The organism is Stieleria maiorica (genome assembly GCF_008035925.1).
Taxonomy (GTDB): Bacteria; Planctomycetota; Planctomycetia; order Pirellulales; family Pirellulaceae; genus Stieleria; species Stieleria maiorica.
Genome location: NZ_CP036264.1, coordinates 1,442,730 through 1,455,312 on the forward strand (window position 1 = coordinate 1,442,730; position 12,583 = coordinate 1,455,312).

A 12,583-nucleotide genomic window follows, 5' to 3' on the forward strand; every position below is an offset into this window, starting at 1 on the left:
CACGATTCGGCTGATGCGTCGTGATTCAACCGAACCGCGCCGCACCGCGAAAAAGTTGGGGAACTCTCCGTGGCCTCCCTAGTCTAAATTCCTGAGGGTTTTCCGTTAAGTGCGTGTCCGGTGACCTACATTTGATCATCACCGGCTCGGCCAGGGGGAACGCGGGCGGATCGTTTCGCCGAACCGTCGGTTCCGCTGCAACCCTGAGCCCATTCGCTGCTGGCGTCTGGAGGCCCATTGTTGCCACCTCCGTTGAATTTTTGCGACGCCCCCTCGTGGGCTTTTCGCAACACTCCGCCCCCGCCCGACGCCCGCCCCGTTAACGCAACTCCAACCCCACAAACGACTTGCAATGCCATATGCGTTCTCATCAACGGGGGCCGGCATCCTTGATGCTGTACCCCTCCCGGACAAAACCGAATATTCCAAGCCGGGATCAGAGGAGACGATGTTGATGGGTACCAGGATTAGCGGACGCAGCTTACAAGACGACGCCTTTGCAGCCGAAGAATCGGTCGACCGACGCTCCCGGGTGATGGGCGAAGAGTTCGCCGACGATCATCTGGAAGAGACCCCTGCAGACGCCCGCGGCATCGCCGACGAACTGGAAACCGAAGCCGATCCCACCGAAGACCCGGTGCGAATGTACTTGATGCAAATGGGGCAAATCCCCTTGCTGACCCGTGACCAAGAGGTTTCGGCGGCCAAGCAGATCGAAAAGACCCGCGACAAGTACCGCCACTGCATGCTCGCGACCGATTTCATGTTGCAGGGCTCTCTCAAGCTGCTGCAACAAGTTCGCGACAAACAGCTGCGACTGGATCGCACGATCGAAGTCAGCGTGACCAACGCCGTCGAAAAGAAGGCGATCATGAAGCGGATCGTCCCCAACGTTCGCACGCTCGAACACCTGTTGAGCCAGAACAAGGTGGATTACTTCACCGCGATCAACAAACGTCTGCCGATGCGTCAACGTCGTGCGGCCTGGAAAAACCTGGTGATCCGCCGCAACAAGGCCGTCCGATTGGTCGAAGAAATGAACCTTCGCACCGGCAAACTTCAGCCGATCTTCCAAAAGCTTCAAAAATCTTCACGGCGGATGAACGAGATCCGCAAACAACTCCGCGAGGGTTCCCCCACCGATCTGCCCGGCATGCCGTCGGAAAAAGAACTCCGCAGCGAGCTGAGCTACCTGATGCGGATGACCTACGAATCGCCCAAGACGCTGGGCCGACGCGTGTCTTCCTGCGAAGCCCTTCGCGAAGATTATGAAGCGGCCAAACGCGTGCTCTCGGCAGGCAACTTGCGATTGGTGGTTTCGATCGCCAAAAAGTATCGCAACCGCGGCCTGTCCTTCCTGGATCTGATCCAAGAAGGCAACACCGGACTGATGCGAGCGGTCGACAAATTCGAACACGCCCGCGGCTACAAGTTCAGCACCTATGCGACCTGGTGGATTCGCCAAGCAATCACCCGAGCGATTGCGGATCAAAGCCGCACGATTCGTGTCCCCGTTCACATGATCGACACGATGAACAAGATCCGTCAAATCACCCGTGACCTGGTCCAAGAGAACGGACGCGAACCGACGGCCGAAGAGGTCTGTGCCCGCAGCGGCCTGAGCCTGGACGACACCCGCGTGATCCTGAAAATGAGCCGCCAGCCGTTGTCGCTGGATCAACCCGTCGGCGACCACGAAGACAGCGTGTTCGGTGAATTCCTGCAAGACCATCGCGACGATGACCCGTTGCTGGAAACCAACCGCCAAGCCCTGAAGGCTCAAATCGATCTGGCCATGGAAACATTGAACTATCGCGAGCGTGAAATCTTGCGACTGCGATACGGCCTGGCCGACGGTTACACGTACACGCTGGAAGAAGTCGGACGGATCTTCCAAGTCACCCGCGAACGTGTCCGTCAAATCGAAAGCAAGGCGGTTCGCAAACTGCAACAACCGTATCGAGCTCGATCGCTGGCCAGCTTCCTGGACGGAGCCGACATGGCGCTGATCGAAGGCAACGAAATGGTCTAAACGGCCGTCGGCGACATCCGGCTGATGCCAAAATTGACATCAGCCAATCGGCGCCAGCCCTCGCGCCACCCGGCCAGCTTAGAGCGATCACCCTTAACTGTACGACAGGCCCTTCCGGGCCGTCGTCCATGAGAACCTGCCCCCCATCATTCTGCCCCGGATCATTCTGCCACCTGCTCCCTGATCCCCACCGGCTTACCACATCAAGCAGGCTGTCCGACGAGGCTGGTCTTCCTCCCTCGTTCCCGCGACAGACCTCGCGTCACTTGCGCCGAAACGCTCGGGCCAACGCCGACACCGTGATCAATCCGCCCACGATCGGGATCGCCGGAATGATCAGCCGCGGCTGGGCGGCCAGCACGACCAGGGCGATCACTCCGATCACCGGCGCACTGGCCGGCAACCATTTGGCCGGACGTTTCAGCGACGGCCACGCCAGCCACAGCGCCCCCAACACCAGCCCGATTCGGCCGCACGCTGCGGCGACAAACGTCCCGGTGCTGTCGGTCGCAAACCACCACGCCACCAACGCCGCGATCAACATCGTGATCGACATCGCCAACGCCATCGCCCGGCGCACGTCGCCCAGCGGTTTTTGATCGTCTGGTCGGTCAGTGCGCCGCATCGTTCTCCCAATCTTGTCCCGATGGATCGTTCACGTCGGCCGGTTCAGCATCCGACTCGGGGATCCAACGTCGCCATACCAACAGCATCACGCCGACGACTGCGTAGCCGGCGGCAAACTCAAACACCTTCGACCGGCTTTCCGCCGCCAACACGATCGCGTCCCAACTCGCCGGCCCCAGCGGCAAGAACAACCGGCTGCCTTCCAGCGGCGAATGCATCAGGCCGAACAGTGTAAACACCGCGCACACCAGAAACACGATTCCAGCGGAACGCAGGTTACGATCGATCGATGCGGCCAATCCCCACGCCCACAGCAAGCTGGTCAGGATGAATCCGCTGGCCAGCATCGAAATGGTCGCAAAGTTTTCCTGAAAAACTGGACTCAGATCCGATAGCCCGACGCCGGCGTCGCGCATCGCCTGGTCGCCGAGGACTTGACCGCTGAAGTTGACCACCAATGCGGCCAACGCCGGCAAACAGGCGATCGCCACCGCGGCGTAGTGCCGTTTGGGCGTCGCTGAAAAACTTTGCGCCGTGATCTCCAACCCGATAAACACCAGGATCGGCAGCACGGCGGGTTTGGGGATGATGTCGTTGAGGAAGGTGAAGTATCCGATCAGCCCCGCCGACCCGATCACCAACGCCGTCCCCAACGTGTAACCGGCGCGTCCGCCCATGGCTTTGTAGGCCGGGTGTCCGATGTAGGGCGTCGTCTGAATCACTCCGCCGCACAGCCCGGCCAGCAACGTCGCCACCGCTTCCACACCGATCACCGTCGGCGTGTGGTAGGTATCCCCCGCCGCCGCGGCGCTCTCGGTGCAATCGATTCCGCCGACGACCGTGGCAATCGCAAACGGCAGGGCGATGGGCAGGTAAGGCAACGCCTCCGACCAGGCCGAGATCCAGCTGCCGTCCCAGCACTGCATCCACCGCGTCGGAAACCACTCGATCGTGCTGAGCGTGGGGAAGTGATACCCATCGATCCCCAACCCGCACATCAGATAATAAATCAGTCCGGCAACCAACAACGCACCAAGTGTTCCGGGAACTCGCCCGGGCAGCGGCACGCGGGCGATCAACGTCGTCAGCACGATGGCCAAGGCCACCAGCCCGGGCAGCGGCCGGGCGAGGATTTCACCGAGCGGCAAGAAGCTGATCAGCGCTAACGCGATCGCGGCGAGTGACCCCAACAGCCCGGCCCGCGGCACCACTCGGCGCAACCAGTTGGACGCCGGAGCCAACGCCAGTTTCAACACACCACTCATCACGATGCACCAGATTCCGATGTGCCAAGTCCGGTAGGCCGCGTCCAACTCCGACAGCCCCAACGCATCGACGCCTTGGCGATAGGCCGGCCCCAGGATCAACAAACACACGCCGAACACGCTGGGCGTATCCAGCCCCAGCGGCATCGCCGTCACGTCGCTGGATCGCTTTTCCCTGGCCAATCGGAACGCGAAGTACACGAACGCCAGGTCGCCGACCAAGACCCCCAGGGCCGTGCCGGGCACCAACGCGGAGATCGCAAAGTCGGTGGGAAACCCGAACCCTCCCAACAGGATGACCACCAGGAACAGGCCGGTCAGGTTGTCCAGCATCAGCCCAAAGAATGCATTCACATCACCAGGCGTCAACCACTCGTAGCGATGGGCGTGTTGACCCGTTCGATTCGATGCGTTCAATGGAGATCCATCTGATGAAAGGGAGGTCCATGAGAAAATGGTTTGCTTGTACGGCCCGCCTCCGCCCAGGCGTTTTATCCCTGAAATCGGCCTTCAACCAGCCGTACGCTCCTCCGTGGACGACAATTCGGCGAAAAAACGCTTTGACGAATGGGCCATCCGGCGCGATAATACGTACCACGGTGCGGGGGAGATTCCATGCACGGTGCTCCTCCGCAATCCCTTTCGCAGTGGCGGCTTCTTCGCTCTTTTGACGCGTTCTATGGACCGCTCGATTCCATTAACCATCTGTCTGCTCGACCACCTGCCCGCTCATCGGAACCTCGGCCCATGTCCTCCACCACCGCTTCCGTCCGCCCCGCTTCGGTGACCGAAACCGAGGAACTGAGCGACGAGGCACTGCTGGCCGCCTATCGCAAAACCGGCGATCGTTCGTTGTTCAACCAGCTGATGGGGCGTTATCAGCGAGAGATCTATAGTTACCTTCGGCGCTACATCGGCAGCACCGAGATGGCCGAAGACGCGTTCCAGGGGACGTTTCTGCAGGTTCACCTGAAATGCCAACAATTTGACAGCTCGAGGCGCTTCCGCCCCTGGCTGTACGCGATCGCGACCAACCAGGCCATCGATGTCCAACGCCGCAACAAACGGCATCGCATGGTCAGCCTGGATCGCACCCCCAACGACTGCGAACAACGGAACGCCAGCTGGGCGGAAAAACTGGTCGGCGGAACCCCGGACCCCGTGGTCGCAGCATCGTCGCAAGAAAATGGCGACTGGATGAAAGAATCCATTTCTTCGCTCGGCCAGCCCATGCAGCAGGTGATTCAACTGGTTTATTACCAGGGGCTGAAATATCGCGAGGCCGCCGAAGTCCTGGGGATTCCCGTCGGCACCGTGAAAAGCCGACTGCACGCTGCCGTCCAGCGATTGGGCGTGATGTGGGAAGAATCCCACGCCGCGCCACGCGAATAAGCACGCCCCCCGCGCGAATGTTGTAGAATTGCAGGACCAGGAACGCGCCCCGGACCATCATCTGAACCGCTTCGGGCCGCTGTGCGTAGGACATTGTAACACTGGACTAAGCCACACTCGCAAACCGCTGCAACCGCAGCCGAGTCCAACCTTCATTCGCCCGCCGCATTTCCTGCCGATGCACGAAGATCTGCTTGGATACCTACTCGGAGCGCTTGAGCCGGACGAAATGCAACGCGTTTCGGATTGGCTCCGCGACAATCCCGAGGGTCGTGAACAGCTCGCAGAAATCCAGCGCTGCCTGGAACCGCTGGAACAGTGCGACGACGTCGTCAATGGCCCCGATTTCGATGGACCCAGCGAAGACTTGCTGGCCCGCACCCTGGCCGCGATCCCCGACGGAATCCCGCCGATGGGCGAGACCTCGGATAGCCCTGTCAAACCGCCCGCCCCGGTGATGCTGACCGACGTGGATTTGTCGGGCGAGGCCGGAGCGGGGGGCAACCGCTGGAACATGATGGACTCGATCGGCGGGCTGTTGTCGGTCGCCACGTTGCTGGCACTGCTGTTGCCGACGATCGCCGCGGGCAGATTCGAAGCCAGAAAGGTGGCTTGCGAAGACCGCTTGCGACGGAACTGGAACGCGTTGATGCAATACGTTTACCGCAGCGAGCACGGGCGGTTGCCCGAAGTCGCCGAGAGCGGGCCGGAAGCCTTTGCCGGAATGTTCGCGATCCGGCTGGCCGATGCGGGATTGTTGGACGAACCCGATCTGCGTTGGTGCCCGTCGGCGGACCTGCCGGCGTTCGCCCCCATCGGCGATTCCACGTTGGCCGAGCCGACATCGGTTGCCCTTTCCACCTTGCCCTCGGTGCAGTCACTTCACCAGATGTCGGTCAACGAACTCAAGCAGGTGCAACAACTTGCCGGCGGCCACTACGCCTACACCTTGGGCGTGATCGGCGATCAAGGATTCTCGTCACCACGATTCGAGGCCAGGGCTTCGTTCGCGGTCATGTCCGATGCCCCGCTGGGTCCGGCCAGCCATGCCGACGATCCCGGTAAGTTACGTTTCAGCCACAGCGGTCAGGGGATCAACGTGCTGTACGAAGACGGCAGCATTCGATTCATCCGCGCCGAGGCACTCGATTCGATGCCCGACCACCCGCTGTTCAATCACCACGGCGCCAGCGAAGCCGGGGTCAACATCGACGACGCCAGCCTGTCACCCAGCTGGCGCCCGCCGTTCACGATCTCCATCCAACGCTAGCACCGCGTCCCAACGCAATTCCCCATCCGCTCGATCCGTGGGGAGACCGTTCCAGGCTCGTCACCAATCTCGTTTGCCCAACAGGCATGCACATCCGTAGCCTGGGGTCAGGGAACAAGCGAAGCGAAGTGACCGCCACCCCAGGAAAGAATCTCCTTCCCCCAATTCGATCGGACATGTTGTGGCAGACGAATGAATGGCAACCGAATTTGGCACTCGTGAAGCAGGGCGTGCTACACCGATGGGGGTGAAGTCGATTGCCATCGCAAAGCGTTGCGACCGAGGCAACGTTTCGCAGCGACATCGGGCGACTCTACCCTTCGCGGCGCAACAAAAATCACACTGGCTCCCCTCGCTCCCAAAATCTGGCGAGCTCCAGCGAGCCGGTTTTTGGGGGCGAGGGGCAGGGGGTGAGGGGGATCACCAAGTATCGAAGACGCTCATCGAGGTGGCGGGCGTTACAAATCAACGAGCCGCCGCGAACGACTCTACAAAAAACAAACTCAACTCAAAGTTGTTCCTGGTCCGGTGTCGTACCCGTCGACATCGCACGTCTTCGGAAGCGACGCGCACAACCTATTTTCGAATTCGATAATCTCTTCGCCTGTCGCGAAGAATCTCTGCGGAAACTGGAAAATGACTTGGTATCGCATCAGTGCGTCAGATAGGCAGTCTATAAAAACGTTTGTTCCGCGACCGATTCACCACTTCAATAAACTTAACTCGGTGACTCACATGCATCCGCTGGTTCGCCCTATTTCATATCTGTGCATCCGCCTGCTTTTCTGCAAGAAGGCTGAACACGTTGTAGCCAACTGTTGGTACGTCATCGTTGAACGGAACAGATCTATTGTAGCCCCACCAAGGAGAAACCTCGCCGATCAGCTCTCCTCCAGTCATGTGAATCATTTTGATGTGGGCAAAACGTTCGGCGACTATAGGACGATTCGCAATGTCCGTAGACGCAGGTGGCCTGTCTCCAATCCAATCAAGTAATCCGGCAAGGAACATTCGAGAATCTGCTTTGCCCTCGCGTTCGACGAGGGCAAGGACGACACCGCAACCGAAACGACCGCCACTTACCGGAATGCTCCAGTACTGGCCAGGGTTCATGAACGTCGTCGACTTGGGTCTGAACGATTTCATTCTGTGGGCGAACGGCCCGCGTCACCGGGGCCCGTTAGTTGAGCGTCCATTCGTAAAACCGAAGCAACGGGCCTCCCCGTGCACGCGATGGTTCAAGTAAGCCGCTGCGCGGCGGGAGTTTTTGGGGGTATGGCACCTTGATGGAAGGAGCGGTTCACGGTGAACCGTTTCACACACTCGTTCCACAAGGAACACACGATGTCCAAGTCTAACCATCGTCGCCGCAATTCGCAAAAGTCTGCCGCTCTGGGCGAATACTTTCCCGAGGGTCTTCGCCAAAAACTCAGCGAAGACCTGCAACTCTCCGGCATGGCCAAGCGGACGATCGAGCGGAACGTTGAAGGTGTCAAGTTCGTCGAGGGGTTCGCTCAGCACATTCTCCCCAGCGGATTCCAAAAGGTTCGGCACTATGGCTGGATGAGCAGCAATTCGGCCATCGGGTTGGACGAGCTGCAACTTCTGGTGTGGATGCATCTGGGCTGGGTGTACTGGCTGGCCAGCGGCCACGCCCCGCAGTCGGAACGGCTAGTCAGCGAACCCCGCTGTGCCCACTGTGGAGGGGACCTGCATGGCGACCGCTAAGACGCACCGCATCTGCTAGATGCGTCTGGAACGAGCCCAGTCGTTCGAAGCAAAATCCAAGAGTGATCGAGGCGGCCGCGCGAGTGTTACCGGGCTTCTTGAACAGAGGACCTGAACTTCGGCTCGCAAGCTCGCGAAGTCGAATCCTTACTGGTTACCCGCAGTCGCTCACCGTGACAGGATTCAACGCACTCGTTGGATAGACCAACCATCGATGACAAGCTCAACAGGGTATTCAACGTTCCAACTTGTGGTGAAGTAGAGAGAAAACCGTTTCGGCGTCTCAGAGTCGTCGTATGCGTCGAGGTGTAAGTCAGGTTTACCATACATCGCCCGCAATTTTTTGATTGATGGTGAACGAGGGAGTTTCCGCCCGGATGCATCAAATTCAAAGCGCGACAAAACGGTTGATTGATAGTATTGTGCAAGTGTGGCGTCAATTCCGTCGCGGAGGCACTGTTCGTACGTCAAGACATCGACGATACGTTTAGCTACCGGGGGGGAAACTTGATCGACGGTCGTTAAGAAATGAATGCGGAGAGAGTCACCCCAGAAAGGAACGTGCGTTTCGCATTCCCAAGAGTACAGATCAGCTTGATGTTCTTCCGGTGTACTTCTTTTTGCCAACGTTTGGGAATGATGTCGGACGAAGACGAATGGTTTGATAGAAACTTCCTGGAAGCGATCGCTTGCTCGATAAGCGGATGCCTTATCCGCAACAATCTTCATCGCGCGCCGGTGTTCGAGAAAGGATCGAATCAGAGAAAGCACAATTCTTTCGGGTAACGTCGACGATCACCCCGTTCACGGGCCAAGCGGTTGGCAGCGAACGTGGAGTGAATGTCGCAAGGGTGTAAAGGTCTGTCGATCGCAACAATGAGTGAACTGGGGTGCATCGTTTGGTTCCTTCGTTCGGTCGGCACGCCAGTGGGAACCATCGCCGCTGGTGGCCAATGTACTCGATTGGAAAGGCCGTGGAAAATCCAGTGTCGCAATCAGCGGCCGGCACTTCGGGCGTCGGTTGCCTACGATCGTACTCGCACTCCGCATCGCGGTACTCGTACTCGATCCACAGGCGTCGGATTGTCTTCTTTGCCAGAGTCGACCGTGAACCCGTCAACACGGATCACGCAAAGCCGCTAAGCCGCAAAGGAGAGAGGCCAAATCTTTGCGACTTGGCGTCTTTGCGTGAGATCCTTCCAGCAAGGTCGCAGTACGCAAGTGGAACCAATCGGACCGTGAGGTGTGGAGCGAATCCCAGGAAACAGAGGTCTGATGAAATCCGATGGGCGCATTTCGAACGCACCCATCAAACCGTCGATGAATGATCAACCACGGAGGTCACGGAGGGACACAGAGAAGAGGTGGGCCGTTGCCGTCAGGCGTTGGGCAGTTCTGTGATCAGCGGAGAACAGAGCAACCACGAAAGACGCGAAAAACACGAAAGTTGACGCGGCGTTGCCGCCACGCGTCGGCTAGTAGCGTGAACGGCCGCGATAATCGAGTCGCGGAAATTGATTGTCCATCGCGAAATCGCCCGGCTACCGCGACTGTGGTTCATCGCATTGTTCCGTCACGTCATCGCGATACCTGACGTTTACCATCGTAATGTATTGCGCGTTGTCGACCAGCAACCATATCCCAATCCATGCGGTGGGGCGGATTGAGGTAGTGACGGTATGCGACAGCCATTTGCCGCGCGACCTCAAGGTACGGCACACCCCCGAAACCAGCGCCCATGGCGGGAAACACGACAGTTTCGATTTGTGTATCGTTCGATGCTTTGTGACGGTATATCGCAAGAAGCGACGCCCACGTCGCCACATACACCTTGTCGGTACCCTCAATTGATCCCGGAACTCGCATCGTTGGCGAGTGAGCGATGAACGGATAGTCGGGATTCTCGGTTGATTCAATGAATGATGTGCCGATTGGTTGTTCGCCGAGGTATTCGTCCATGATTCGCGTTTGGATGCGTCGCATCAATTTGTCGCCGTGAAATCGAATGACGGCGGCGTCAATCCCAGCATTCATGATCCCGAACGCGTTTGCAGCGGTGACGAAACAGTCGTGAGGCGGTAGATCCTCGAAGCGAGATTGGATCACCGAGACGCGCGGCAGTCCATCAAAGCGATCGCGGAAGGCATCGCACATTTCCGCCTCGGGATGGATGAGCCACAAGTCAATTGGTAGTGCCATTAAATCGAGATTCCCCAAGTGACAGAACGTTTGGATACACCGAGGACGCGCGGTGGACATTGACTTGTTGAAAGCCACCGCTGCGACCCTCGGTGCAGTTCTTGGTTCTGGCTTTCCGTCTTCATCGTACTCGTACTCGCCGACTGCGGTGCACCAGGACGTTCGCGCGGATCGGCCACGACGACACGTTGAGCCATCGTCGCTGATGGTGAATGTATTCGATCGGAAACACCCTGGGGCATTCCACTTCGATGACGCTGCCGTTTTTCTGTACATCCGCAATGAAGCCCACAACGTCGACGGGGTAGATACTAGGGCTGGCACAGTGCTTGCCGATGGTGTCAACCACCGGTCTCAAATGCAATGAACGACAGAGGCCTGAGGGGCCGGCACAATCAGTCTCCTAGCCGCCCGGAAGCGTTGGAAGGCTGAATACTGTGTCGGCCCGCTATGTCTTGAGCATCGCTTGGAATCCGTCCCCGGTGGCTGACGCCCTCGTTGTTATACACAATTCATTCCCCTGATCTGGTTGCATTTGGACCAAAGCTTCGCCAACAACTACTGATGTCGTAGAGTCGTTCCATGCCGCGCATGACCGTATCGGTGCCAGGCTCGTCATGTCGTGGTCGGTCGATGTAGCCGCCAAGCCGAGCGATCATGCGGACGATCTCCTTCAACGTCGGTGGTTTCTTTGGCGGATCTTCCCCGGTGACGATCTTGTATACCGGCTGCCATTCGTCGGCTACGAATACTGCTTCACAGCTGACGTCTGGACATTCGCGACCGATCCGCACGCTGTAGAACGTTCGCCACGCCAAGATCATCGAAACAGCGAGACAACGCTCGAATCGTTCGATCTTTTCAAACCGCTTTGCTTCGATGCGAGTGCCTGATTTGAGAGTTCGGAAGAATACTTCGATCAACCAGCGAATGCAGTAGTAAGACAACACCAGCTCAATCTCTTCCTTGTTCGAAATCGGCATATTGGTCAGCAACAGCCAACTGATAGGCGTATCCCCTTCAGGCGGATCGATCTCGTGAGCCCAAATCGCGTTGACTTTCGTGGGCCGTAGGTGTCGATCGGGCCGATAGGGGTTCTTCAGTGTCAGCGTCGTTGCACGCACCTCGAGTTCGCATTGGCGTGCCTCTCGCGGTTGATTGCGTGCTCGTTTGTCACAGGCTAACTTGGGTTGGTGCGAACGAATCGTTATCGCTTTGGTGTAGCGTACTTTGCTCGCGGCGAGTTTTTCATGCAGATTTCCTGATGGCCGACCGTGCTGATCAACGATCGAACGGTCATAGCAACTGCGAATAATCCACCAAAAGTTCTTTGGAGAATCGGAATTACACTCGATGACTTCAAAGATGTCCGCTTCGCTGTCAGCCACGCAGACAACTTGCGTTTCGGGGTGCTCGCTAGCGATTAACTGTGCTTCGCGGTGGTTTTCAAGCCATCGCAGAGACTCCTTCTCTTCAATCGGCACTTTCTTTCGATCATCGGCTTTTGACGGACCTTCCTCGCGAGTCCAAAGTTCCGCTGCAACGGTTCCTAAGGGCGTGCCGGTGGGAGTGAACGCCATCAGCGGGTGAAGCAACTCGCCGTAGCGTGAACTGCCATCTAGCGGACCGGCCCCTTCTACTTGCGTGTTAGGTTTCGTCAAATCCAGTTCCGTCGTATCGTGAGCCAAGATGACAACTTCTTGCTCAGCAAGACGCTTATAGCAGGCATCTATATGGGGCGCTAAAATGTCCTCAAAGCAGATCGCATCGTTATCAAAAAGTCGGTAGGCTGCCGTTGTTTCGTTGTGTCCTGCGCCGACTGCAGCAGGAATGCTCTTGCTCGGCAAACCAGCCATGGCGGAGAGCACTTCGGCAAGTCGTTCATTTCGTCTCTTGTCGCCAAGATCCACCGTTTCTAATTCGTCAATCACCCATTGGCTCACCATCGCAAACACTCCGTTGCTACCTGTCGTGCACCTGAACTCCCTGTGAGCAACAGTTTGAGCGATTTCGCGAATCAATACATCATCAAAAATTTGTGTATAACAACGAGGGCTGACGCCACCGGCA

The 12,583-nt window shown here is 58.1% G+C and carries 10 protein-coding genes; 4 read left to right on the top strand and 6 right to left on the bottom strand.

Annotation, left to right across the window (positions count from 1 at the left end):
* Nucleotides 1-454 precede the first annotated feature (454 nt).
* Complete coding sequence (locus Mal15_RS04705; protein ID WP_199773806.1) at nucleotides 455-2,032, top strand: sigma-70 family RNA polymerase sigma factor; 1,578 nt, start codon at nucleotides 455-457, stop codon at nucleotides 2,030-2,032.
* A 262-nt stretch (nucleotides 2,033-2,294) separates the two neighbouring features.
* Here the strand turns inward: Mal15_RS04705 and Mal15_RS04710 are convergent, their stop codons facing one another.
* Together Mal15_RS04710 and Mal15_RS04715 are read right to left on the bottom strand one after the other, a co-directional pair.
* Nucleotides 2,295-2,657: a hypothetical protein gene (locus tag Mal15_RS04710; RefSeq protein ID WP_233903283.1), complete on the bottom strand. Its 363-nt coding sequence runs from the start codon at nucleotides 2,655-2,657 to the stop codon at nucleotides 2,295-2,297.
* Nucleotides 2,644-4,341: a permease gene (locus Mal15_RS04715; RefSeq protein WP_233903284.1), complete on the bottom strand. Its 1,698-nt coding sequence runs from the start codon at nucleotides 4,339-4,341 to the stop codon at nucleotides 2,644-2,646. The genes Mal15_RS04710 and Mal15_RS04715 overlap by 14 nt, the downstream gene beginning before the upstream one ends.
* A 330-nt stretch (nucleotides 4,342-4,671) precedes the next feature.
* Between Mal15_RS04715 and Mal15_RS04720 the strand changes: the two genes are divergently transcribed.
* Both Mal15_RS04720 and Mal15_RS04725 read left to right on the top strand, forming a co-directional pair.
* On the top strand, nucleotides 4,672-5,316 hold the full coding sequence (locus Mal15_RS04720) for an RNA polymerase sigma factor (protein ID WP_147866705.1): 645 nt from the start codon (nucleotides 4,672-4,674) through the stop codon (nucleotides 5,314-5,316).
* Nucleotides 5,317-5,494: 178 nt separating this feature from the next.
* Nucleotides 5,495-6,586, top strand: coding sequence for an anti-sigma factor (locus Mal15_RS04725; RefSeq protein WP_147866706.1), 1,092 nt, complete (start codon nucleotides 5,495-5,497; stop codon nucleotides 6,584-6,586).
* A 759-nt stretch (nucleotides 6,587-7,345) separates the two neighbouring features.
* On the opposite strand, the gene Mal15_RS04730 is transcribed toward Mal15_RS04725, so the two are convergent.
* Nucleotides 7,346-7,699, bottom strand: a complete 354-nt coding sequence (locus tag Mal15_RS04730) for a hypothetical protein (RefSeq protein ID WP_167546531.1) — start codon at nucleotides 7,697-7,699, stop codon at nucleotides 7,346-7,348.
* 231 nt (nucleotides 7,700-7,930) lie between these two features.
* Between Mal15_RS04730 and Mal15_RS04735 the strand changes: the two genes are divergently transcribed.
* Entirely contained in the window at nucleotides 7,931-8,314 is a 384-nt protein-coding gene (locus Mal15_RS04735) for a transposase (RefSeq protein ID WP_147866708.1), read from the top strand.
* Nucleotides 8,315-8,497: 183 nt separating this feature from the next.
* Here Mal15_RS04735 and Mal15_RS04740 read toward each other — a convergent pair whose 3' ends face one another.
* The 3 genes from Mal15_RS04740 to Mal15_RS04750 all read right to left on the bottom strand — a co-directional run bounded on the left by Mal15_RS04740 (nucleotide 8,498) and on the right by Mal15_RS04750 (nucleotide 12,459).
* Nucleotides 8,498-9,043 carry a hypothetical protein gene (locus tag Mal15_RS04740; protein WP_147866709.1) on the bottom strand — a complete coding sequence of 182 codons (546 nt, stop codon included), beginning with the start codon at nucleotides 9,041-9,043 and terminating at the stop codon, nucleotides 8,498-8,500.
* A gap of 849 nt (nucleotides 9,044-9,892) precedes the next feature.
* Nucleotides 9,893-10,513, bottom strand: a complete 621-nt coding sequence (locus tag Mal15_RS04745; protein WP_147866710.1) for a macro domain-containing protein — start codon at nucleotides 10,511-10,513, stop codon at nucleotides 9,893-9,895.
* A 512-nt stretch (nucleotides 10,514-11,025) separates the two neighbouring features.
* Complete coding sequence (locus Mal15_RS04750; protein WP_147866711.1) at nucleotides 11,026-12,459, bottom strand: IS4 family transposase; 1,434 nt, start codon at nucleotides 12,457-12,459, stop codon at nucleotides 11,026-11,028.
* Nucleotides 12,460-12,583: the final 124 nt, after the last annotated feature.

Excerpts from the sequence above, each read along its gene's own strand:
- Mal15_RS04725 (WP_147866706.1), top strand. The coding sequence starts at position 5,495 with ATGCACGAAGATCTGCTTGGATACCTACTCGGAGCGCTTGAGCCGGAC.
- Mal15_RS04735 (WP_147866708.1), top strand. The coding sequence starts at position 7,931 with ATGTCCAAGTCTAACCATCGTCGCCGCAATTCGCAAAAGTCTGCCGCT.
- Mal15_RS04750 (WP_147866711.1), bottom strand. The coding sequence starts at position 12,459 with ATGGTGAGCCAATGGGTGATTGACGAATTAGAAACGGTGGATCTTGGC.
- Mal15_RS04745 (WP_147866710.1), bottom strand. The coding sequence starts at position 10,513 with ATGGCACTACCAATTGACTTGTGGCTCATCCATCCCGAGGCGGAAATG.
- Mal15_RS04705 (WP_199773806.1), top strand. The coding sequence starts at position 455 with ATGGGTACCAGGATTAGCGGACGCAGCTTACAAGACGACGCCTTTGCA.
- Mal15_RS04740 (WP_147866709.1), bottom strand. The coding sequence starts at position 9,043 with ATGAAGATTGTTGCGGATAAGGCATCCGCTTATCGAGCAAGCGATCGC.
- Mal15_RS04730 (WP_167546531.1), bottom strand. The coding sequence starts at position 7,699 with ATGAACCCTGGCCAGTACTGGAGCATTCCGGTAAGTGGCGGTCGTTTC.
- Mal15_RS04720 (WP_147866705.1), top strand. The coding sequence starts at position 4,672 with ATGTCCTCCACCACCGCTTCCGTCCGCCCCGCTTCGGTGACCGAAACC.
- Mal15_RS04710 (WP_233903283.1), bottom strand. The coding sequence starts at position 2,657 with ATGCGGCGCACTGACCGACCAGACGATCAAAAACCGCTGGGCGACGTG.